The organism is Methylovulum sp., assembly GCF_028687615.1.
GTDB lineage: Bacteria > Pseudomonadota > Gammaproteobacteria > Methylococcales > Methylomonadaceae > Methylovulum.
On sequence record NZ_JAQTZU010000010.1, the window covers coordinates 65,428 to 86,910 of the forward strand.

At 46.6% G+C, this 21,483-nt stretch carries 24 protein-coding genes, 1 tRNA gene and 2 pseudogenes; 11 read left to right on the forward strand and 16 right to left on the reverse strand.

What is annotated here, in order from left to right; all coding sequences use genetic code 11:
- Positions 1-31: 31 nt before the first annotated feature.
- Genes PHH59_RS07965 through PHH59_RS07995 form a run of 7 tightly spaced genes read right to left on the reverse strand, consistent with a single transcriptional unit; the run spans position 32 to position 6,749 of the window.
- Complete coding sequence (locus tag PHH59_RS07965) at positions 32-1,729, reverse strand: BatD family protein (protein WP_300013873.1); 1,698 nt, start codon at positions 1,727-1,729, stop codon at positions 32-34.
- A 3-nt stretch (positions 1,730-1,732) separates the two neighbouring features.
- Entirely contained in the window at positions 1,733-2,851 is a 1,119-nt protein-coding gene (locus PHH59_RS07970; protein ID WP_300013877.1) for a hypothetical protein, read from the reverse strand.
- Complete coding sequence (yhdJ, locus tag PHH59_RS07975) at positions 2,838-3,716, reverse strand: adenine-specific DNA-methyltransferase (RefSeq protein WP_300013880.1); 879 nt, start codon at positions 3,714-3,716, stop codon at positions 2,838-2,840. The genes PHH59_RS07970 and yhdJ overlap by 14 nt, the downstream gene beginning before the upstream one ends.
- Positions 3,717-3,720: 4 nt before the next feature.
- Positions 3,721-5,178 carry an FAD-linked oxidase C-terminal domain-containing protein gene (locus tag PHH59_RS07980; RefSeq protein ID WP_300013882.1) on the reverse strand — a complete coding sequence of 486 codons (1,458 nt, stop codon included), beginning with the start codon at positions 5,176-5,178 and terminating at the stop codon, positions 3,721-3,723.
- Positions 5,138-5,713: a BON domain-containing protein gene (locus PHH59_RS07985; RefSeq protein ID WP_300013885.1), complete on the reverse strand. Its 576-nt coding sequence runs from the start codon at positions 5,711-5,713 to the stop codon at positions 5,138-5,140. The genes PHH59_RS07980 and PHH59_RS07985 overlap by 41 nt, the downstream gene beginning before the upstream one ends.
- 47 nt (positions 5,714-5,760) lie before the next feature.
- The gene (locus PHH59_RS07990) at positions 5,761-6,345 is read right to left on the reverse strand and encodes an SIS domain-containing protein (RefSeq protein WP_300013887.1); all 585 of its coding nucleotides are present in this window, start codon (positions 6,343-6,345) and stop codon (positions 5,761-5,763) included.
- 41 nt (positions 6,346-6,386) lie between these two features.
- Complete coding sequence (locus PHH59_RS07995) at positions 6,387-6,749, reverse strand: YraN family protein (protein ID WP_300013890.1); 363 nt, start codon at positions 6,747-6,749, stop codon at positions 6,387-6,389.
- A 575-nt stretch (positions 6,750-7,324) separates the two neighbouring features.
- Between PHH59_RS07995 and PHH59_RS08000 the strand changes: the two are divergent.
- A pseudogene (locus PHH59_RS08000) lies at positions 7,325-7,555 on the forward strand (integrase core domain-containing protein); the annotation flags it as partial.
- Positions 7,556-7,758: 203 nt separating this feature from the next.
- Here the strand turns inward: PHH59_RS08000 and PHH59_RS08005 are convergent.
- The gene (locus PHH59_RS08005; protein ID WP_300013893.1) at positions 7,759-8,589 is read right to left on the reverse strand and encodes a hypothetical protein; all 831 of its coding nucleotides are present in this window, start codon (positions 8,587-8,589) and stop codon (positions 7,759-7,761) included.
- A gap of 406 nt (positions 8,590-8,995) precedes the next feature.
- On the opposite strand from PHH59_RS08005, the gene PHH59_RS08010 reads away from it, so the two are divergent.
- From PHH59_RS08010 to PHH59_RS08015, 4 genes and pseudogenes are all read left to right on the forward strand, one after another.
- The gene (locus tag PHH59_RS08010) at positions 8,996-9,349 is read left to right on the forward strand and encodes a hypothetical protein (RefSeq protein ID WP_300013896.1); all 354 of its coding nucleotides are present in this window, start codon (positions 8,996-8,998) and stop codon (positions 9,347-9,349) included.
- Between the two features lie 201 nt (positions 9,350-9,550).
- Positions 9,551-9,664 (forward strand): annotated as a pseudogene (locus PHH59_RS16935) (hypothetical protein); the annotation flags it as partial.
- 70 nt (positions 9,665-9,734) lie between these two features.
- A complete protein-coding gene (locus tag PHH59_RS16940; protein ID WP_366145479.1) occupies positions 9,735-9,896 on the forward strand; it encodes an HNH endonuclease in 162 nt (53 codons plus the stop codon).
- Positions 9,897-9,905: 9 nt separating this feature from the next.
- A complete protein-coding gene (locus PHH59_RS08015) occupies positions 9,906-10,205 on the forward strand; it encodes a hypothetical protein (RefSeq protein WP_300013898.1) in 300 nt (99 codons plus the stop codon).
- A 550-nt stretch (positions 10,206-10,755) separates the two neighbouring features.
- Here PHH59_RS08015 and PHH59_RS08020 read toward each other — a convergent pair.
- Positions 10,756-11,763, reverse strand: a complete 1,008-nt coding sequence (locus PHH59_RS08020; RefSeq protein ID WP_300013901.1) for a sterol desaturase family protein — start codon at positions 11,761-11,763, stop codon at positions 10,756-10,758.
- 740 nt (positions 11,764-12,503) lie between these two features.
- Between PHH59_RS08020 and PHH59_RS08025 the strand changes: the two genes are divergently transcribed.
- Entirely contained in the window at positions 12,504-13,313 is an 810-nt protein-coding gene (locus PHH59_RS08025) for a hypothetical protein (protein WP_300013904.1), read from the forward strand.
- Positions 13,314-13,403: 90 nt separating this feature from the next.
- Here the strand turns inward: PHH59_RS08025 and PHH59_RS08030 are convergent, their stop codons facing one another.
- From PHH59_RS08030 to PHH59_RS08040, 3 genes are all read right to left on the reverse strand, one after another.
- Positions 13,404-13,766 carry a SirB2 family protein gene (locus PHH59_RS08030; protein WP_300013907.1) on the reverse strand — a complete coding sequence of 121 codons (363 nt, stop codon included), beginning with the start codon at positions 13,764-13,766 and terminating at the stop codon, positions 13,404-13,406.
- Between the two features lie 285 nt (positions 13,767-14,051).
- Positions 14,052-14,945: a fructosamine kinase family protein gene (locus PHH59_RS08035; protein WP_300013910.1), complete on the reverse strand. Its 894-nt coding sequence runs from the start codon at positions 14,943-14,945 to the stop codon at positions 14,052-14,054.
- Between the two features lie 71 nt (positions 14,946-15,016).
- Positions 15,017-15,826: a sulfite exporter TauE/SafE family protein gene (locus PHH59_RS08040; protein WP_300013913.1), complete on the reverse strand. Its 810-nt coding sequence runs from the start codon at positions 15,824-15,826 to the stop codon at positions 15,017-15,019.
- 117 nt (positions 15,827-15,943) lie between these two features.
- Between PHH59_RS08040 and PHH59_RS08045 the strand changes: the two genes are divergently transcribed.
- Both PHH59_RS08045 and PHH59_RS08050 read left to right on the forward strand, forming a co-directional pair.
- On the forward strand, positions 15,944-16,897 hold the full coding sequence (locus PHH59_RS08045; RefSeq protein WP_300013916.1) for a CysB family HTH-type transcriptional regulator: 954 nt from the start codon (positions 15,944-15,946) through the stop codon (positions 16,895-16,897).
- Positions 16,898-17,024: 127 nt separating this feature from the next.
- Positions 17,025-17,354 (forward strand): hypothetical protein, encoded by a 330-nt coding sequence (locus PHH59_RS08050; RefSeq protein WP_300013919.1) that lies wholly within the window; start codon positions 17,025-17,027, stop codon positions 17,352-17,354.
- Positions 17,355-17,420: 66 nt separating this feature from the next.
- Here the strand turns inward: PHH59_RS08050 and PHH59_RS08055 are convergent, their stop codons facing one another.
- Entirely contained in the window at positions 17,421-18,095 is a 675-nt protein-coding gene (locus tag PHH59_RS08055; protein ID WP_300013922.1) for an alpha/beta hydrolase-fold protein, read from the reverse strand.
- A gap of 200 nt (positions 18,096-18,295) precedes the next feature.
- Here PHH59_RS08055 and PHH59_RS08060 point away from each other — a divergent pair, with 200 nt between their 5' ends.
- The gene (locus PHH59_RS08060) at positions 18,296-18,613 is read left to right on the forward strand and encodes a DUF3301 domain-containing protein (RefSeq protein WP_300013925.1); all 318 of its coding nucleotides are present in this window, start codon (positions 18,296-18,298) and stop codon (positions 18,611-18,613) included.
- 28 nt (positions 18,614-18,641) lie between these two features.
- Positions 18,642-18,929 carry a hypothetical protein gene (locus PHH59_RS08065; RefSeq protein WP_300013928.1) on the forward strand — a complete coding sequence of 96 codons (288 nt, stop codon included), beginning with the start codon at positions 18,642-18,644 and terminating at the stop codon, positions 18,927-18,929.
- 409 nt (positions 18,930-19,338) lie between these two features.
- Here the strand turns inward: PHH59_RS08065 and PHH59_RS08070 are convergent, their stop codons facing one another.
- From PHH59_RS08070 to speE, 3 genes are read right to left on the reverse strand one after another with little or no spacing between them, the layout of a single operon-like run.
- Positions 19,339-19,599 carry an accessory factor UbiK family protein gene (locus PHH59_RS08070; RefSeq protein WP_300013930.1) on the reverse strand — a complete coding sequence of 87 codons (261 nt, stop codon included), beginning with the start codon at positions 19,597-19,599 and terminating at the stop codon, positions 19,339-19,341.
- A 30-nt stretch (positions 19,600-19,629) separates the two neighbouring features.
- The gene (locus PHH59_RS08075; RefSeq protein WP_300013933.1) at positions 19,630-20,223 is read right to left on the reverse strand and encodes a MarR family winged helix-turn-helix transcriptional regulator; all 594 of its coding nucleotides are present in this window, start codon (positions 20,221-20,223) and stop codon (positions 19,630-19,632) included.
- Positions 20,224-21,072 carry a polyamine aminopropyltransferase gene (gene speE, locus PHH59_RS08080; RefSeq protein WP_300013936.1) on the reverse strand — a complete coding sequence of 283 codons (849 nt, stop codon included), beginning with the start codon at positions 21,070-21,072 and terminating at the stop codon, positions 20,224-20,226. It abuts the gene before it with no gap.
- Between the two features lie 320 nt (positions 21,073-21,392).
- Here speE and PHH59_RS08085 point away from each other — a divergent pair.
- Positions 21,393-21,477, forward strand: a tRNA-Tyr gene (locus PHH59_RS08085).
- Positions 21,478-21,483: the final 6 nt, after the last annotated feature.

A 21,483-nucleotide genomic window follows, 5' to 3' on the forward strand; every position in this document is an offset into this window, starting at 1 on the left:
AGCGATGTTATCAGTACGGTGCCAACTCCACTTACAAACGATACAAGGGTTCTAACGGGCTATCTTCTTTCCCCGCCAACTTAGCCCTCGCTTGGTTTTCAGTAAAGGTCTGGAACAAACGCTTGCCTTCCCATTCGTGGGCGTCTTTGCCATATAACGCTTGATTCAACAATAAAATTTCATCACGCAGACGCGCTTCACAAAACGTCGCAACTGCCCCTAGGCTAGTGGCCTTAAATTGTAATTGCCCCCATGCCAACAAGGCTGATTTTGCCGCTGTGGCATCGTTCGCGGCACAGGCTTTTTTCAAGCGGTTCACCACGTCCTTCAAGCGAATTTCCCGCGCCAGGCTGGCTTCATCTGGCAACACTTTGTCTACAGCTTTCCTGCTTAAAAAATATCCCAGTGTTGCCAGCCAGACCAAACCCAAGCCTAAAGCCACCCAAGGCCAGTAATTGGCGGGGGAGGCTTGCGTTAAGACAACAGGCGCAGGTGCTTGGGTTTTTTCGGCTTGGCTGCTTGGGGCCGGCGTGGTGGTAACGGGTGGCGCAGGCATATCGGCACCGGCAGCCGCAGTCAGCACGGTTTCAGGGATATGTGCGGTTTCCATTTGTTGGCTTTGGGTGTTAAACCAAGGGATATTGATGGCTGGCAAGGTGATCTGGCCCGCTTGGGAAGGGATCAGCGCGATTTTTTCTTCCTTGAAAGCCGTCAGGCCATTGCTGGTTTTATTTTCTTTCAATACCGGTTGGTCAGGATAAGTTTTTACGCTGCCGTCGATTTTGCTGGCGTTCAATTCCGGCAATTGCCCGACGGTGACGCCTTTGGCTTGGATGCTCAAGGTGCGCGTCAAGGGTTCGCCGACTTTCATTTGCGTGATGTCGCCAGACCATTCCTGTTTTAACTCCAGTTGCTCGGCGGGCAACCAATGCTGCCCGCTTGCCGTAGCGGGAGCGGGTTTGACATCCAGTGTCACCGCTTGCGATTCCACCCGTTTGGCTTTCGCCATTTGCGAATTGAAAAAACTGTTATAAATCGAGCGGCTGATAGTCAGGACTTCGGCGGTCAACACTAGCGGCTTGATGGTCAATTTACCGCTTTTTTGTGGAAACACGGCATATTTACGCTCGGTGACCGAATAACTCACACCGTTGACCTGCGTGTTGTAGTTGCTGTCATCACCGAGTTTTTCAATCACGGCATCCGCCAATTCAGGCTCGGACAATTGCGCCCTGGCTATATCAACACGCGTGTAAACCCGCAAGGTGTAAATGATTTGTGCCTGGATATAAGCGTCAGTTGGCGTGGCTTCAACTTTTAAGAACAACTCTTCGTTGCTAGTTGCGCCGCCTTGCTTGCTGTCTTGAAGCACTTGCACGGGTACAGGCGACGTGACATCATCACCAAAATGGATGGCCGGAATTTCCAGATTGCCCGCCGATTTTGCCATGACATTTAGCGTCCATTGGATGGTTTTGCTGGTTTGTCCATTCACCCAAGACGAACTGCTGGCCTGATTTTGATGCAGTATCGAAAAATCCTGTTCCAGCGGGCTAAAATCAGGGTCATCATCCGGGTCTTCTTTGGCGGTGAAAATGACCTGGAACGAGTCATTCAGATTGACCGGATTGCGGTCTACGGTGACTTGGATTTGGGCTGCTAAGGCGTAGGGGCTGATGGTTAGCAATAATAGCCAACTCAATAGCATAAAAGGTTTGATTAATGACATAGTTTATTCTTCTGCTTCCACATTAAATTCAACACGGCTTTGCAACACAATTTCTTCTATAACGCTTGTGCCATTGCCCGACTCAAGCACTTGCTGGAATATTTCAACAAGTTTAGGAATATTGATTATCTCTTCTATGGATTCAATATATTTTTTTACAATCGCTTTGATTTGATATTTTGCTTCCGCTTGATGGCTGATTTTTTCTATTATTGCATCAGTCGATTCGTTGGTTTTGACAACAAATGTGACGGGATATCTTTGGACTTTGTCTACATCCAGAAAATATTTTCCTGCATCAACTGTTTCGGTCACTTGAAAAAATCTACCCAGCGGTTTCATGACAAAATCTATACCGCCATCATTGGCATTCGTCCGGCCTGTTTTGTAGAGGGTTAAGGCATCTTCAACAAGTTCTTCAAGTGACCATCCCCAATAAATCCGTTGATCGGCATAATGCTGTTTTAGGATGGCAAAGCTGACAATTTCAAAAATTCGCGCATCCACATTGGGGCGCAATAAGCCCTGTATGAACTGGATCGCTTTCTCTGGCGATTTTTCCTGAACATCTATGATTTCTTGGCAATAAACCATAAATTCCGAAAATGCACTCTTCCGCGCTTGGATATACGCATCAATAATTTCATGGATTGCAGCGGCAAGATTAAATGTAACTTTGTCGAATTGGACAGAAATGAACTTCTCATTAAGCCAATAGCGGTTACTTTCCGCATCACGAATGACGGGCAAATACTCACAAACCGGAAAATATTTTTTGAATTCTTCATTTAGGCGATGGTTTAGCGCGTGATTTTGCAGCTTGCTCCCAAATGGCAATTCACGTTGGCGGCGCAATAAATCAGTGAATTTCGCGCCTTCATAGTCCGCATAACCACCCTTGTTGGCAAATCCACCGTTTAGGTAGTCTTCTACCAAAACATAAATCGCATAGTGATTGGCAAATCCCGCACGTGATTTTGAACCACGATTTGCCGCTTTGGTTTTGAGATTTAGATATTGGATCATCACGCTGGTGTTTAAAATTGCTTTACCTTGGTTTTCAAAATGACGGTCAAGAATCGCAAGCAAGGTATCGGTAAAATGGTGTTCAGGAATTGACACTAAAAATATCCCCTGTCATATCAATCCGCTTTATTCCTCGGCCATTTTGGATTTTGGTGTTTTTCTTGGGCTTAGCCAAATTCTCGCCTTGATAATCCAATAAGCCCAGGACACGCCGTAAACCAATTTTTAAATAGTCTTCTTGTGATTCGATACTAATCGACTTCCGTCCCAAGGCTTTTGCCACGGCGGCGGTCGTAAATGTCCCGGAAAAAGGATCAAGTACGGTGTCGCCTACATTGCTGCTGGCGCGGATGATACGTTCAAGCAAGGCTTCTGGTTTTTGGGAAGGATGGTTTTCGTACTCATCCATCCGATATCTGACCCGCGAAAAATCCCAAACATTGCCTGGCACTTTTTGTGTGTTGTAGGGTTTTGGCACATCACCTCGATAATCAATCAATCCCCGTTTTGCACCCGTTTTTGCTTCAACGAGAATATCATCGGCATTAAAAGTATAGGCATTGGGATTCTTAACGCAATGCAAAATAGGCTCATACATAGAGCCGTAGTATTTTTTTGCCTGGACTCCTGAACTGTCATAAGACCAAATAATGCGGCTGAGGACAGTCAGCCTTTCCCTAACATAAAGGTCAAAATAGGGCATGGCTTGGGTGCTGGTCATCAAGTACATTGTTCCTGTAGGCTTAAGCACCCTGATGCATTCATCAAGCCATTGATAAGCCCAAGCAGCATAGTCAGCATCCGAAGGCCAACGGTCATCAAATGCCGCGAATTTTTTGCCGATATTGTAAGGGGGATCAACAAAAATAAGGTCTACAGAGTTGTCTTCGATTTTTTTCCGTAGGACATCCAAGGCATTGCCGTGATGGATACTGTGGCTTTGAATTTCGTATTTGTCCATAGGATCATTCACTATGCGATTGGAATGGATCAATAACCAACGGCAACATCTTCCCCGCATTCAAAATCCCATTCGGGTCAAACTGCTTTTGTATCGCCCGCATTAAATCCAAAGAATTGGCATCCAGTTCCCTATCGACGAAATCGCGTTTTTCTAAGCCCACACCATGTTCGCCAGACAATGTGCCGTTCAATTTCAGCACTAGCGAAAACACTTCGTCCAGACACTGGTGCGCCCTCGCGCTTTGTTCGGGATCGTCTGGGTCAAGCAAGAGATTGACGTGGATATTGCCGTTGCCGGCATGGCCAAAATTGATGATCGGCAATTGGTAGTGTTTGGACAATTCGTCCAGCCCTGCAATCAGCGTCGGGATTTCGGTGACGGGAACGACGACATCTTCATTGATTTTCTTCGGCGCGACTTTCCGCAAGGCGGGCGATAAGGCTTTGCGGGTTTGCCACAGGGCGGCGACTTCCTCCTTGGTTTGCGCGACGCGGATGTCCAGCAATCCGTCGTTCCTGGCACTGTCGGCGACTTTTTGTGCGGCGGAGTCCAAGCCATCGAGCTGCCCGTCCACTTCCATCATCAAAATCGCCCCTGCGTTTTCGGGCAAATCACAGGTGGAATATTGCCGGATCATGTTGATGGCGTTGCCGTCGATGAATTCCAAGGCGCACGGCACGACAGGCTGCGCCATAATCGCGGCGACGGCTTGGGCGGCGGCAAACACGTCTTTATACACGGCGCGTAGGGTTTTGGTGGCTTCCGGCAGCGGCGTGAGTTTAAGCGTGGCTTCGGTGATGACCGCCAAAGTGCCTTCCGAGCCGATAATCAGCCGCGTCAAATCCAGCCCGACCACGCCTTTGCTGGTGAACACGCCGACTTTGATTTCCTTGCCCGCACCCGTGACGGCGCGTAGACCCAGCGTGTTTTCGCGTGGCGTACCGTATTTCACGGCGCGAGGCCCGGCGGAGTTGTAAGCGAGATTGCCGCCGATGCTGCAAAACGCCGCGCTGGTCGGGTCGGGTGGCCAGAAAAAGCCTTTTTTCTTCACAAAATCTTGCACTTGCTGGTTGGTGATGCCGGGCTGGACACGGATGTAACGGTTATCGGGCGAGAATTCCAAGACTTGGTTCATGCGCTCCATTGACATGACCAAACCGCCTTTGAGCGGCACGGTCGCGCCCGTGGTTCCCGTACCGCGTCCACGGGCGGTCAGCGGCACTAAGTAGTCATTGCAGACGGCGACGGTGGCGGCGACTTGCCCGTGCGTGGTCGGGAACACCACCGCTTGCGGCGGCACATGGCGGCGGCTGTTGTCGTAGCCGTAAGTCCAGCAATCTTCCGGTTGGGTCAGCAAGTCGCTGGCGGCAAAAATCCGCGCCAAAGCCGCAACAAAACCAGCGGGCAAAGGCGGCAGGTCAATCGAGGTATTCAAAGACGGTGACGATTTGTTTGACATGGGGTTGGTATCTAATCAAATTGATGGCGACAGTGCCTTCGTTGCGATGGACTTTACCCATCAGGTAAACCATGCCGTTTTCAACGTAAGCTTTGACCATTGCCGGATTAAAGCCTTGCAGGGTGCGGATTTTGTCCAGCGCGGCGCGGATATTGTCCGCCAGTTCCGCGTCGCTGGCACGGGAATGCAGGTCGCTAGGGTAGGCGATGGCGATTTTGTTGTGCACCAGTTTCACATTGTCCACCAAGCGGATGATGCCGATGATTTTAGTGCGTAAGGCTTCAGTCGGTGCTTCGCCTGTCACCAACGCCGCGCCGTTGAAAGCGTGGACGTTGATATGGGTGAGTTCCTGCAATTCTTTATCGCTGATCAATTCATCGTAACTATCCGCTTCAATCGCCTGGTCAGTGATGATGGCTACACGGCTACGGCGGCCCTGGGCGAGTTCGGAGGCCAATTCCACTTCGTTGATAGGCGTGGTGGTGCAGCCGTTGAGGGCGGATAATGCAGCAAATAAGAGCAAAAGTTGTTTCATGGCGCACCTTGATTTCATATTCGACCTGTCGGTCTCGTGTTAGTAAATTAACCAAATAGTTGATGGTCTATTAAATCACAAAGGCAATGGGTGATCAGAATGTGGATTTCCTGGATATGGGCGCGGGAGTCGCTAGGCACGCGAATTTCTATGTCCACTTCATTCAATAACGGCGAAATCTTGCCGCCATCGTTGCCCGTCAATGCGACGACGGATATGTCCTTGTCATGCGCCACGGTAATGGCTTTAGCAAGGTTGGCGGCGTTATGGCTATCGCAATAAACGACCAGTATATCGCCGCTTTGTCCCAAGGCGCGTAGTTGTTTGGCGAAAATTTCATCAAAATGATGGTCATTGGCAATGCCTGTCAAAATCACGGCATCGCTGTTCAGTCCGATCACCGGCAAAGACGGGCGGTCACGTTCATATTGGTTGAGTAAGGCCGACGCCAGCAATTGTGCGGTGGCGGCGGAACGTCCATTGCCGCAAGCGAAGATTTTTCTATCATTCAACAGCGTGGAAACCAAGCGTTGCGAAGCGTATTCAATCAGCTCGCATAAGCTGCCCAGGGTTTGCTGCTGGCATTGGATGCTATCTGAGAAATGGTTGATGATTCTGTCTTGTAAGCTCATGGGGTGACTATTCAATGAATGTGCCGGAAGGTAGGCAGGCATCAAAACGCATTTTTTATCCAATCCAGTTGCCCGTTACCGGATAAGGCAACCACGTCAAAACGCAGTGGTGGATTAATTTTGTTTGCTGCCAGATAGGTTTGTGTGGCGGCTATTATACGCGATTGCTTGGCGGGTGTGATGCTCTCGGCGGCACTGCCGAAATGGTCGGATTTGCGGTATCTGACTTCGACAATCACCAAAGTGTGCTGATCCTGCATGACCAAATCCAGCTCGCCATGTTTACAGCGGAAATTGCGGCAAACCAGTTGCAGGCCCTGTTCCCGTAAATGAATCAAAGCCCGTTCTTCGGCTTGTTCGCCAGTTAGCAGATGGGAGGCTTTGGATGTACGAAATAGACACATCGTAATTTTTCGAAATAAGTGTGATTTTTTAATAAGATTCAACATCATGTTAGCACACAGGTTTTATTATATTTGCGAAATTCTGTTGCCCGTGATAGCAAATGGTGTTGATATGAATTTGAGATGTATTGCAATTGATATGCGGATTTCTTATTTTATAAATTATGCCTAAGGGGGGTTATGTGTTTTTTTGTTTATTTAAGTTGATTTGCTTGTCCTTATGTTTGGGGTTGGTTTATTCGCCGTTTGTTAGGGCATCGTTGGACCAAGAAATGCCTATGCAATTACAAATACAACAAAAGGATGCCGGATGGATTCCGATGATGGAATTTCTAACAGAGCAGTTGTCGGGTTCATCCGTCCTCAAGGAAACGGATTATGTCGGTGGGCAATTCCCTCTAACCTTTGTACGTTATTTCCTGTCGCCAAAAGGCAACTACGATTGCAACCAACAAGGCTGGTTGCACAATTATTCAAGTTGCTTGTTCAGCCGCCTTGGACGTGCGGCATCACCATCAGCATGGACAGATATTTGCTCCTGCAATATCTGCATTCCCCACATCCATGTGGGTCATGGGCGAGGCCGGGCGCTGGACAACATTTTTGTCGGGCGCTTGTGGCGGACCGTGAAATACGAAGAAGTGTATTTAAAGCAGCACGGCAACCTGCCGGACTTGTTGATGGGATTGACGCAGTACTTCCAATTCTATAACCAGGAACGCCGGCATCAATCACTGGCTTACAAAACGCCCGATGAAGTCCATAAAACGGCTATCGGCGGCGGTGCAAAGATTGTGGATAAATTTAATGATACGGGTGAGGCATCAGAACCCGTACAACAAAATCGGGACAGCGCCGTTCAGATGGAGTGCGAATTGAGTTCTATCTTAACACAGGTGTTTTTTGTCTGGACTTTGGGGGCCACTATACAGTAACCGCCATTGTTAAAAAACTTTTGAACAGTTACTTACTAATTCCATCGGTCTTTACGCCTTATTCTTTAAATTTTTTAAGCAACCAGAATTTTGTTAAGTGAGTTTTCCCACTCGTTTTCAAACACCATGTGAAAAGATATTTTTTCTTTGGAATTTATCAATTCCAATTCGCCTTTGGGCTTAATATCACCCATGAGCGTGGCATTGATAGTGCTGAATAATTTTTGTTTATAGTCGGTGTCTTTGTTGCCTTCCAAGTGTTCCCCTTTGGATTCCACAAAATACAGCCTTTCTATACCATCCGCCCCCGCCTCTAATTTAACCAGAAAATCAGAGTATATTTTTTCGCGCCTCCAGCCCTGTATTGAATATTCCGTACCCTTAACCGCTAATCTGTGCCACCATGCCACAACGTCTTTATTATTGATGGCGTGTGCCACGGCTTTTTCAAGCCCGTTATAATTAGAAAAATAGTGGGGTTCAAACAGGCTTTTTTCTAAGGTGACGGCAGTTTCGTTTAAATTGCGCTGCATTTCTATTTTTTCTGCCATTTGCCAGTTTAAATTAAAGAACGGCTCGGCAAGCAAATGTAAAAAAACCGTACCTTCATCCAGTTTGCGCCTGAAAATTGCCTCTGATTGTTCAAGCATCCAGCGGAAACAATCCTTTTTTATTTCCTCAACGATAAACACGGAATTAAGGGCTATTTTTGCCTCACTTTCGCCTTTTTCCCTTAACTCGGACAATACACCATCAATAATTCGGAAGGCTTGCCAAGCGTTCGGGACTTTATCCATTAACTGGCTAACCATTAAAGTAATGCTAATTTCGTTAGTTATTTTCTCTGATTTTTTCTGACTCTTAAAAAAATCAATCTGCCCAGACTTTCCCTTTTCTAAATCCACAACTCGTAAGGCGGATTCGCCGCGAGGCAATCCGCCATAATTTTCGGATGTGGTGGCGGTTTGCTTCGCGAAACCGCCCTATACCCTAACCCGTAAGACACATACCGTTAGGGTGCAATAGGCGATAGCCGTATTGCACCTGTTGGCCTTCAAACATCGGCGCATTACGCTATCGCTAATGCGCCCTACGCGGGCTCGATGCACTTAATGACCCCAATATCAAAGTACATTTTAATTTAGATGGGGTGGATATTTGGCAAGGGATTCAGAGAGCGGCATCAGGTAGAGGAGGAGCAACAGATTGGGAGCTTTTACAAATAAGACAAAACCCCCAATTTTGGGATACTTTACAATTTTGGATGAACGGTAAACCCGTTCCCAACCCGTTTAAATGAGGAATACACAAATGGTTACTCAGCGTACTTTTTTAGGCAGGACTTTTCAATTATGGGAATACCATGTCAGCCATGGTTCATTGCTAATCCGTAGTCCGAAAAGCTTAAATGAGACAACAAATATTGATATCATTTGTTCGGGAATTGAATATTTGTCTGTGCCTAGGTTTATTTTTAATTTGGAAGTTACTGAACCGACTTTAGAAGAATTTCAGAATTTGCAAACGATAATTCGTAGTCCCGTGCCAATTTCATATATTCATGTTCTTGTTTCTAATGGCAATCGTTTTCTAGTTGTAGCAGCGAGCTTTAAGATTGTGGAAAACACATCTGACATTTTCGAAAGTCCATTCGATAACATGTAAACCTTAGTTCGTGTTTTAAAAGTCTCGATTTAGTAAAAATTGGTCACAATCAACTGGGTTGCCCGAACGTAACATTGGAAAATTGGATGAAATCACCTTGTTTCAAGATGAATTTGATCTAAAAAACCTCAGTTTTCACCACCGCCGTACTTTTAAAACACGCACTTAACACTTTGAAGCCCCTATGCGTATGACGCCAACCGCCAGCGGGTGTTGAAGACCGGGACCGGCGGGACCCGGCGTTATGTTTACGACGGCCAAGGCCACCTGCTCTTTGAGCGCTCCGCCAACAACGCGGTAAGGCGCACACCGTAGGGTGCAATAGGCGATAGCCGTATTGCACCGCAGTCGGCGTTCAAACATCCGGCGCATTACGCTATCGCTAATGCGCCCTACGCGGGCTGATGGATGGACCTGGCATCATGTTCCAGACCAACCCGGAATAATGCAACTGGTTCCGAGAAGCCAACACCAAGGAGGCCCTTGGCAATCCATACTACATCCTAATCGTGAAGGTGGTTTTAAACTTTGGGGTAACCAGTACTAGAGGTCAACTATGAAATTAATAAATGCACTTGATCAAATCCAAGAAACACAAGATGAAAATAATGATGTTATTTTTGCAAAAAAGCCTTGGACATTAGATTCAGAAGCCGATGTTAGGCCGTTAGATGTTGATCTTCACGTACCTAAAGAAATAGTAGATCTCGGACTAACTTACTTTCTTGAAATTAACATTGCAAAAGAGGTGTTGGAAGTTTTCGAAGAGCGTGTACCAACAGATGAGGAGCGTTATGCTTTACTGATCTATTACGCTGAAAATGATGCTTATCCTGATTGGATATATAACCCGTAAGATTCGCCGCTAGCCGGGTAGGTCGGGCATGCTGTTTATGCCCGACACTCCACCATCCTATAATTGACGGGCAATCGCTTTCATTGCGGCTTCCTGTTTTCGGACGCTTGAATGTCGGGCAACGATACGGCTGTTGCCCGACCTACCTCGCTCAGGAAAACATCACCCCCGCCCCGCCCGCCGATGGCTTGGGCGGCCCCAATGACCCGTACCAGCCCGTAGGCTGGGATGACGTAAGGAATCCCAGCCGGGTAGGTCGGGCATGCTGTTTATGCCCAACACTTCACTGTCTGATAATTGAAGGGCCATCGGTTTCATTGCAACATTCCGTCATCGGATGCTTGAATGTCGGGCAACGATACGGCTGTTGCCACCGCCCCGAAAAAAATAACTGGGGTCAGAGTAAATTTAAATATGCTCGGTTGATTGCCTTGTCTGGTTGTTTTACCACAATTAACTTTACTCTGAACCCCAACTCGTATAAAAGAATTCCGGCAAGGGGTGCCGGAATCTAGTGTGCAAGCTTTAATGTGTTTAATACTTAAACAGCTCAATTTAATGCCATCAAACCATATTTTGCCGGCTGCTTTTTGAGCATTTCTTCGCCATAGATACGTTTGAGAATATCTTTTTTGGCTTCCAGCCAGTCCAGCAATTCGTAACCAGGCGAGAAATTACGTTTTTCTGCACGGTAATAAGCCGCTTCTGCAATCATGAATTCTAAATTAGCCGGTAATGGCTGTTCTATAGAAACCGATGTTGGCATGTTAAAACCCAATTTAAGCAAATTGATAAGATCCTGTGGTGAGTCACCTTTAATGCCGATTGTCTTCGGCTCACGCTCGTTGAGCGTACCTGACAGGCGGTCCCAAATAGATAATACCGCGCCATAATTGCTGTCATGCTCATGACGCTCGGTGGAATGATGGGTGCGGTGCAAGTATGGAGCAATAATCAGGCTGCCCAAGGTTTTCTCACCTGTAAACCTTATATTGGTGTGGTGAAATAGTGTGAACAGCATAATCACCATTTCATTGACCAGCATCATCAATTGGTCAACTCCTAGCAAGACGATGTATCCCGCTTTCAGTAGGTTGGTGATCAATAACTCCAGCACATGCACCCGAAAAGCGGTTGATGTGTTCAGATAAGGGTCATTGTGATGCACCCGATGGAACAGCCACAGGCTATCCAAGCGGTGGCACAATCTATGCCAAGTATATAGTAGTAAATCCAACAGCAAGAATGATACGGTGAATTGGACTAAAGAATTGTTGATATAACGTAGCAAGCCTTGTTGTGAGAAATGTTGCGCCAGAAAAAACAGCGATGATACCGACAACAAAGACATCAGGGTGTTGTTCACGACAAAAAAGCTGATGTTGGTGGCATACGAGCGGCGCAGATTCGTCCCAGGCAGATGCCGATGCGGAAAAAGCTGCTCCAGCCAAGAAAACAGGCCGAAAAAAGCCAGCAAGATAACCGCTACGCCTTCTGGTGATAAAGTGGCCGGCCACTTAATAGTCATATCGTCTAAGAAAGTCATTAAATCTAACATTGGTAATCCTCCATTAAGACTGATGCAATCATTCAAGACAAGATCATCATAGATAGGCTCAGTGACAATCTTATGAAGCAAGCAGCAAGCTATTGGCCTGTGCCTGAAAGTCGGGAATGTGCATCAAGGTAAGAGACTTCAATCTAAATTTAGCAATGTATGTGCCATAAGATCTATTTCAATATTTTTGTGTTAATTTGTTTAAAATAATGAGAAATATCCCACAATTTAACGGGTAAAAGTATGGCTTTGATGTTAGAAAGAGAGGGCTAGAGGAAATTAAAATGTATCAACTAGGTGCGATTATGCGTTGTTTTGCACCAAATAATTGTAATTATGTTGTAATTATTAACTATTTATATACATATTGTTGTCGAAATATTTCGCCAACACTTGCCATCCAACATCCGGGCAACACATCAACACCAGTTTTTATTTACCGCAAAGGACACGGGGAAGGCACGAAGCTATACTCTGAACAGTCAAGTTTTCAGTTTTTGGAGCGCGGTCATCTTGACCGCAAGTGGCGGGCAGGATGCCCGCGCTCCCTTCCCCTCCCACTAACAACCGAAAACGTGACCGTTTGAAGTGTATTTCAGGCCTGACACCGCGCATAAAAACAATATCGCTTCAAGCGCATTGAAAAGATGGGTATAAGGAGAAATAATCGGTAATGTCGTAATAAACAGCGTTTGCCATCCCTCGTGGCTGGTCTATCTTACTCGTGTCGTGCACCATTTATGCAGCAACCCATTTTTATCTACACGGCTTTACCTTGTGAAGCAAAACCCTTTATTGAGCATTTCCGCCTGAAAAAAGACTTGCGTGTGCAAGCGTTTGCGGTGTTCACACGCGACAATATTAGCCTTACTGTAACCGGGGTCGGTAAAAGCGCAATGGCGGCGGGCGTTGCCTACACCCAGGCTTTGTTCGCCCCATCCCCCAATCCGGTGCTGGTGAATATCGGTATTGCCGGACACCAAAATTATCCGCTAGGCAGTCTGTTTTTGCTCAACAAAATCACCGATGCGGATAGTCAGAGATGTTATTACCCGCCGCTGGTGTTCAAACCGCCCTGCGCAACCACGGGCATCCAAACCAGCGCGAAGCCGCAGCTTGAATATCGGCATGATGAATTATGCGACATGGAAGCGTCCGCGTTTTATGAAATTGCAGTGCGGTTTTCCACCGGCGAGTTGATACAAGCCTTTAAAGTTGTTTCCGACAACCAAGTCAATCCAATCACACAAGTGACCGTACAAACCGTCAGCGGGATGCTTGCCACCCATGTTAAGGCGATTGTGCAAGTGATAGCGCAACTCGATAGACTGGCGGGGCCGCTAGGTGTTGCAGAACCCGCTTGTTTTAAGGAATTGCTGGGCCACTATCATTTTAGCGTCAATGAACAACAGCAATTGAAAGCCAAACTGATGCGTTTGCGGGTGCTGGGCGGTCAAGCCGTTTTTGAAGATATGCTTAGTTTGAGGAATGGCAAGGAGGTTTTGAGATGGCTGGAGGAGAAAATCGGCGATATTCACTTTTATTTGTAAGTGCGCTTCCTGTTTTGGCAGAAGAATTATTGCCTGTATAAACCAGCCGCCAGCTCATGTAAGGTGGCGGCTGGCTATCAGTGAACCGGTTTACAAGAAAAACAACGGGTTTTTGGTGACAGCGACAATGCCGATGTAAACAAAACACGCCATCGCACCGGCAAAAGCCAGCCAGCGGTTGGTGCCGCGTGTACGCAGGGTGACGACGCCCAAGCCTATATAACCCAGCAAGCCAAGGACTTTGCCGACCAGCCAGGCATTTTCCCCTGATAGCCAAGAGCCTTGGAAAACCAAGATGATGCCGCTGAGTAACAGCAGGCTATCAATCACATGCGGGGCTATTTTAAAGAGGGGTTGTTTGAGCAAGGCGGGGTGGGTTTCAGATAGGATGACCCTGCCGACAAAGCTGAAAATTGACAGCAAAATAAAGCTAAGGTGGATTATTTTTATCATACGTTTCTCTGGAAAGGGAAGCGGTGGCTTCAGTTAAGGGTTGCAACGTGACCGTCATCATGACGAAGCGGTTCAATCACGTGAAACGTTATTGCGCTCTAGGGTTATAGGTTGCAACGTGACCGTCATCATGACGAAGCGGTTCAATCACGTGAAACATTATTGCGCTCTAGGGTTATAGGTTGCAACGTGACCGTCATCATGACGAAGCGGTTCAATACGGTTTGCGCTTATTTCCAATAATCAACTGGACTGGCGGTAAAAACGTTTTTGTTTTGGTGGCTTTTATTTAATTTCCGACAGTAGTTTTGCCAACTGGCTTTCCGCCTGCCGTGCATAGCCGCCGCCAAACAAATTCAGATGATTCAAAATATGGTAGAGATTGTACAGGATTTTGCGTGTGCTAAAACCCGGATCTACGGGCCAAGCCGATTGATAGGCGGCATAAAAGTCCCGGTCAAATCCGCCGAACAATTCGGTCATTGCCAAATCGGTTTCGCGGTCACCGTAATAACAGGCGGGGTCAAAAATAACGGGACGGCCTTGTTGGTCAACGGCGGTGTTGCCGCCCCATAAATCGCCGTGCAACAGGGAGGGTGTGGGGTGGTAGCTGCTAAAAAATGCGTTGATATGTCCGCAAAGTTGTTCGCCCAGTGATTGCAGGCGTCCGCCATAGCCATTGGCTTTTGCCAGATTTAATTGGACGCCAAGACGTTGGTCGCGCCAGAAAGTGGGCCAATCTGCGTGTTGCCGGTTGCTTTGCGGTGTGCTACCGATGGTGTTGTCACGATGCCAACCAAAATACGCTTGTTGCGGCTGGTGCATCAGAGCCAGTTGTTGTCCTAATAAACGGCTGGTGGTGCTTGTGTTTGCGCCCCAGACAATGTGTTCCATCACCAAAAACGCATGGCCTTCGGTTTTGCCAGATACGATGGGGAGGGGGACACGCAGTGTTTGGGAGGCGGCCAGTTCATGTAATCCGGCTTGCTCCGCTTCAAACATGTCTAATAACTGGGGGCGGTTGAGTTTGACAAAATAGCTTTGCTCACCACCTTGTAAACGGAAGGCGGAATTGATGTCGCCTCCGGTTATGGGCTGTGCTACCAGCGGCTCAAAATGTTTGCCCGTGGCTGTGCTGATCTGTTTGGCAACGTCTTTAAAAGTATCCTGATGTTTCACTTAGGTTTTCGTTAAGACAAGTTTGGGCGGAAGTCCAAAATATCCAACCCATTCGCCCTAAAGTTTGGATTCTACGCCAAGACAAATTTTAAACCAATCAACAATAAAATGGTTGCCAATACGGGACGCAAGAATCGCTCAGGGATTTTCGCGCTCAGATGGCTGCCTATCCAAATGCCTGGTATGGAGCCGACCAGCAAACTGCCCAACAAGACCAAATCCACGTTGCCCAAGCTGAGATGCCCAAGACCGGCAACGGCGGTGAGCGGGATGGCATGGGCTAGATCGGTGCCGACAATTTTGACGGTTTTCATTTTAGGATACAAGAATAATAGCGCGACGGTTCCTAATGCACCTGCGCCAACGGAAGATAAAGTCACCAGGATACCTAAGACAGCACCGGTCAAGATCGTCGCCGGAATTTGCAGGTGATGAAAACGTCCGATAACTTCAAGATTGTCTTCATCTTCTACAGGGATGACAACTTTTTCTGCCCTGTGCATCATGACACTGCGCACCAGCAAAGAGACTGCCGTCAGCAACAGCGCGATACCCAGCGTGAAAGTGATCGCCACCGTGGTTTCTTTGCCGACATCCATAAAATGTTTTAGCACCAGCAATGTTGAGATGGCAAAAGGAATGCTGCCCGCCGCCATCCAGGTGACCACTTTCCAATCGACTGAGCTGTGTTTGGTATGGTGTACCCAAACGCCGCCGGTTTTGGTGATCGCGGCAAACAATAAATCCGTGCCGACGGCGACCGATGGCTTGAAACCAAATAAAAATACCAATAACGGCGTCATTAACGAACCACCACCGACTCCGGTAACACCGACTAAAAGCCCGACCAATAGCCCGGAAAAAGAATATGCTAAATTCATAAGAAATAATGTCTGCCGTTGTTAAAATTAGATGACGGCATCTTATCAGCGGTTTTCTATAACTATTAATGATATGTTATTCTATAGTTATATCTTTTAGTTATATAAAACTTGGCTATGAAGCTACATCAGCTACGCTATGTGCGTGAAATCGCACGCCAGAATTTGAATATTTCCCAGGCCGCCGAAATCCTCCATACTTCACAATCGGGAATCAGCAAGCAGATCCAATTGTTGGAGGAAGAATTGAACCTGCATGTTTTTGAGCGCAACGGCAAGCGTTTAACGGGGGTCACCGAGTCGGGGAAATTGATTTTAACGTTGGCTGAGAGGGCATTGCGGGAAATTGAAAATATCAAACGGGTTAGCGAGGAGTTCAGCCAAAAAGAAACGGGCAGCTTGACCTTGGCGACCACGCACACGCAGGCACGTTACCGGTTGCCATCGGCGGTACAGGCGTTTATACAGCGTTATCCCGATGTGAAGCTGCATATCCATCAAGGCAATCCCACGCAAGTTGCCGAACAGGTTGCCAGAGGCGAGGCCGATATTGGCATTGCCACCGAAGTGATCAGCAGTTATGACAAGTTGTTGTGCTTCCCATGTTATCAATGGAACCGCTGCATCATTGCCCCGCATTCGCATCCATTGTTCAATGACCTGCCGTTGACCTTGGAAAAAATCTCCCAATACCCGCTCATTACTTATGATTTCACTTTTACCGGGGGGTCTGTGGTCAATCGGGTGTTTGCCGAGGCGGGTTTAGTCCCGAATGTGGTGCTGACAGCAATTGATGCCGATGTGATTAAAACGTATGTCAACCTGGGTTTGGGGATCGGCTTGTTGGCGAATATCGCATTCGACCCTGAACGTGACGGCGGCTTGGGCATCATTGACGCCAGCCATCTTTTTCCTTCCAGCACCACCTATCTTGGCCTACGCCGCGATGTTTATTTACGCGGTTATATGTATGAATTAATTCAATTGCTTGCGCCGCAGTTTGACCGTAAGGCCATTGATGCGGGATTACAGGGCACGGCAATTAACCGGATTTGCTTTGAAGCTGTTTAGCGGTCCGCTGGCAAGAAAAATAAAGTATTCTGGATGCTTTAAGGTATAATCGCCCACTCAAAAAGGGGGCTTTAATAAAGAATAACCTACCCCCAAGCTTCCTAAAGTTATTCGGATATTGAGAGTTATGAAAAAAGTGAACGTTGCGTTGGTCAGGTTGCTACAGTTTGTGGTTTTTGTTTTGTTTACGTTTATGGTGATCGCTTATTTTGGGGCGATGGTGTTATTGCCGCTTGATGCCATAGTGATGTTGACTAAGCTGATGGGGCTTTTCGGTTTGCACGGTTTCATCAGTGCCTTGATTGCTGTTCCGGCGGTCGGTTATTTATGTCTTATGGTTTACAAAACACCAAGTTTGTGCCAAATGGTCGTTGACACCGGTGTCGATTTGGTGAAAACCGGTAAAGCCAGGGTTGAGGCTTTTAATGAGATTGCCAATGCAGTAAACGCTGGATAGCCCCGTTTTAATTGGGTCAAACAGGGTGTGCCGGTGACGGTGCGCCCTTTTTTATGCCTGATGGTTTTATGCTTGATGGAAACATGAGTTTATAAATGCCGCAATATGATGTATTTCTTCGACGCAGACTGAATGTTCCATCAGGTAATCATGCCATTTGATCTGGTATTCCAGTGCTTCCAAGGAATCAAAAGCCGCTTTGGCGGTTTCAATGTCCACCACGCTGTCGAGGATGCCATGCGCCATAAAAATGGGGGTGCTGTAATTTGTTGCACTGCCTTCGGATTTGAGTTGCTCGACAGTCGGCAAATAAGTCGATAACGCGACAATTCCCGCCAGTTTTTTGGGGTAGCGCAAACCCGCATGGAGTGCGATGACGCCCCCTTGCGAAAATCCCGCGAGCAAAATGTGTTCCGAAGCAATGCCTAAGGCAATTTCCCGTCCAATAAGCCGGTTGATGGCCTCGGCAGATTGGTATATGCCTGGGATATCGACTTTTCTAACCAGTGTGGCTTCGAAAATGTCGTACCATGAGCGTATCTTGGCACCGCGATTGATTGTTACTGGCTGGATAGGGGCGTTAGGAAATATAAAGTGGATATGGGCTACGGCCTGTAAATGCAGTTCTGGCACAATGGTTTCAAAATCATGGCCATCCGCCCCTAAGCCGTGCAGCCAGATGACGGAGTATTTGTGTGCCGCAGTAGGCAAGATTTCAACGAGGGTGAGTTCAGAGGGCATGGCGGTCTTAAAAATAGGAGTTTAGAGTGGGTTCGGTTGCAAACGGACGGATAACAGTCGGCTTAATTTACCATTAGTTGTCGGCAAATCAATAAGGAAACAATATTTGCGTGTCCCATTGATACAGGCCATCGCCGCTTTTAAGGCGAATGTTAGTACAATATCAGCTTCACACTTCATTTTATGAGCCAACGCCCGCCATGATAGATCATATTTTTTTAATCGCCTTATTAGTGCTTGGTTTTTTATATTGGTACCACGGTCAAAAAGTGAAGCAAATCGCTTACCAAGCAACCCAGGCGTATTGCCAGTCCGTAGACGTGCAAATGCTTGATGATTACATTGCAGGGCATGGCCTGTGGTTAAAAAGGGATAAGACAGGGAAAATGCGCTTGCAACGCACGTTTGCGTTTGAATTTTCGTCTACTGGCGAACAGCGGTATAACGGCAAAATCATCATGTTAGGCCAACAAGTCGATGCGATTGTCATGGAGCCGTATCGGGTGGATTTTAATTGATCCCAGGCGCTAATATCAGGAGTTTGTCATGAAAAAATGCCCTTCATGTGGTCACGAAACCGACCAACAAGAGATGCGCTGTCCTGAATGTGGCAGTTTTTATTCGAAAATTATTGAACTGATAGAGCAGGAAGTGGCGGAGGAAGAGCGGCAAAGTGTTAAGGGCCGTTGCCGTAGGATTTTGAATTCCGATAATAAACTGCACTCGATCAAGTTTGAATTTGAACAATTTAAGGCAGGTTTGACGTTGCAGGCTAAAATTACGTTGTGGGTGATTTTTGCGTTTGTATTTGCGTTGATGGTTATTGTTTTGTAACTTATTGAATTGAAATGAATTGAATTGAATTGAATTGAATTGAATTGAATTGGATTGGATTTATTTTTATGCTTTACATATTCTTAAGCACCAATGATGGGCAAAAAATATATGCTGCCCATGACTTTAGCTTGTAAAAAAATGGGTTTCTTGTAAAAGCGGCGGGCAATGCCTTTGTTGAAATAAACCGATACAGATAGCATCTTTTGGGTAGTCCTGCCATCGGAATGATTTGTAAAAAGTCAAACTTGCCGTTTTATGGGCACGACTGCGCTTCCTTAAAGGACGCGCAGTCGTCTCAGTGAATGCCTTATCATTCCGATTGCAGGACTACCATCTTTTGAAGGGATATTATCCGCCGACCCGCACTTTAAGTTGTAAGAGTTGGCTTGACACGAACCTGCTTGAATTACATTTCTTCTTTACCGGTTAGCCGTTGTTCTATTTCAATAACGCGTTTTTCCAGATCTTCGAGTTTGGAGCGGGTTTTAGCCAGAACCATTTTCTGGACTTCAAATTCTTCACGGGCCACCAAATCCAATTTGCTTAATGCACTTTGTAAAATGGCGTGGAAGTTTTTTTCCAGGTCTTCTTTAAGATTGTTTAAACCGGGCGGAATGGCACCAGCTAAACGGTTGGCAATATCATCTATGGCTTTAGGGTCAAACATGCGGGTTCTCACATTGAAAAAAAAGGCCTACTAAAAAAGAGGTTTAGTAGATAAATTAAAGTCATCAGCCAGAACATGCTCACGACATATTTTCTTTGAATCGTTTTGGCTTAATGGCAACTGGGTTAAATTGCATAAATAATGGTCTTCCACTTCGACGAAATTAACACAGGAATGGCAGACCCCAAAACTTTTGGTATTGTTGGCTTTTTGTAATTCGATAAGGATTTCGTTCAATGCCGCTTCAATAGTCGTAAATCCGTGTGAGGAAATGGCGGCTTGCGCCTGGGCGAATACGTCAACGGGCTTAAGTTCATCCAGCAATTGCTTGCCTTGTGTCGATAAAGCCAGATGCACAACGCGACCGTCTTGGCTGTCCTGGCTTTTTTCGACATAATTTTTACGTTCAAGCACTTGAATCGATTGGGAAATAGTGCCTTTGGTCATGCCTAGGTATTCAGCCACGGCAGCAGGGGTGTCGCTGAAACGGTTGCAGGTCGATAAATAATCCAAAACTTGGATATGTACTGGCTGCAAACCGATTGCGGCATATTTTTTACGCTCTTCCGAGCGTAACAAGTTGCTGATGCGCTCGATGAGCCTAAAAGAATTTAACTCGTGCATTTATAGGGAAAAAGCCTTTTTAAAAAATTCTGGTTGCGCCAATGCCGCTTTGTGGATATCAGCGTTGTAATAGCGGGTATCGAAAGGCTTGTTAGCGGCATCCAATTCGCGGAAGTTTGCCAAGCTGGATTTACTGGCAATGGTCGCGCTCCACCAACCTGATGGGTAGATACATTGTGGGAAAAACAGCGTCTGCAAATACCCAAGGCCCGCAGAACTCATCGCATCTCGCATTTCACCTATCAATTTTAGGTGAAGCAAGGCTGATTCGCTTTGCTGGACAACCATGCCGTGTTCTGTCAGGCAGTTGAAGCAATCTTGGTAAAACGCTTTGCTGAACAAGCCTTCCGCAGGGCCGACGGGATCTGTGCTGTCGACAATAATGATATCGACAGAATTGGGTTCGGCGTCTTTGACCCATTTGATGCCGTCGATAAATTTCAATTCCGCGCGTGGGTCGCTGTTTGATTCACAAAGTTCAGGGAAATAAATTTCAGCAAGGCGGGTCACCCGTTCGTCAATATCGATCTGGATGGCTTGTTCAATCGAGCTATGTTTCAACACTTCTTTTAAAGTGCCGCAATCACCGCCGCCGATAATCCATACTCTTTTAGGTTCAGGATGCGTGAATAAGGCCGGATGGCTGATCATTTCGTGATAAAAGAAATTATCGCGGGTGGATACCATCGTGCAGCCGTCAATGACCATCAGGTTGCCGAAACCTTCGGTTTCATAAATTTCCAAAAACTGGAACGCCGATTGTTCCCCGTGCAGTTTCTTTTTTATCTTTAAAGAGAAGGCGGAGTCGGCACCAGGTAATTCTTCGGTAAACCAATCTGAAGGGTTCATGTATGTTTCCTAATAAGTAAATAAATTAAGTGGCTATTATATTAGTATCAATTCGATTTTGAGTAGTGTTATCGGGGTTGCTTATAGAAAGCAGGGGTTTTGACAAAAATTACCATAAGTTTTGATTTGGACGAAATAGGGGGAAGGGGTATTTTTACGGAAATTATTGGCAATACCACTAGTTTTTTAGGTGTGTGGATAGTATTTATTGCCATTGAAAGTATTTTTGAGACTGGATAAAGACGATTTAAGTAAATTTATTAAACAATCTGTTGACATTATAAAGCTTGTTTACGATAATGTAGAGCTTACCCGATACTGGAGGGGTTCCCGAGCGGCCAAAGGGATCAGACTGTAAATCTGCCGGCTCTGCCTTCGGAGGTTCGAATCCTCCCCCCTCCACCATCTCAT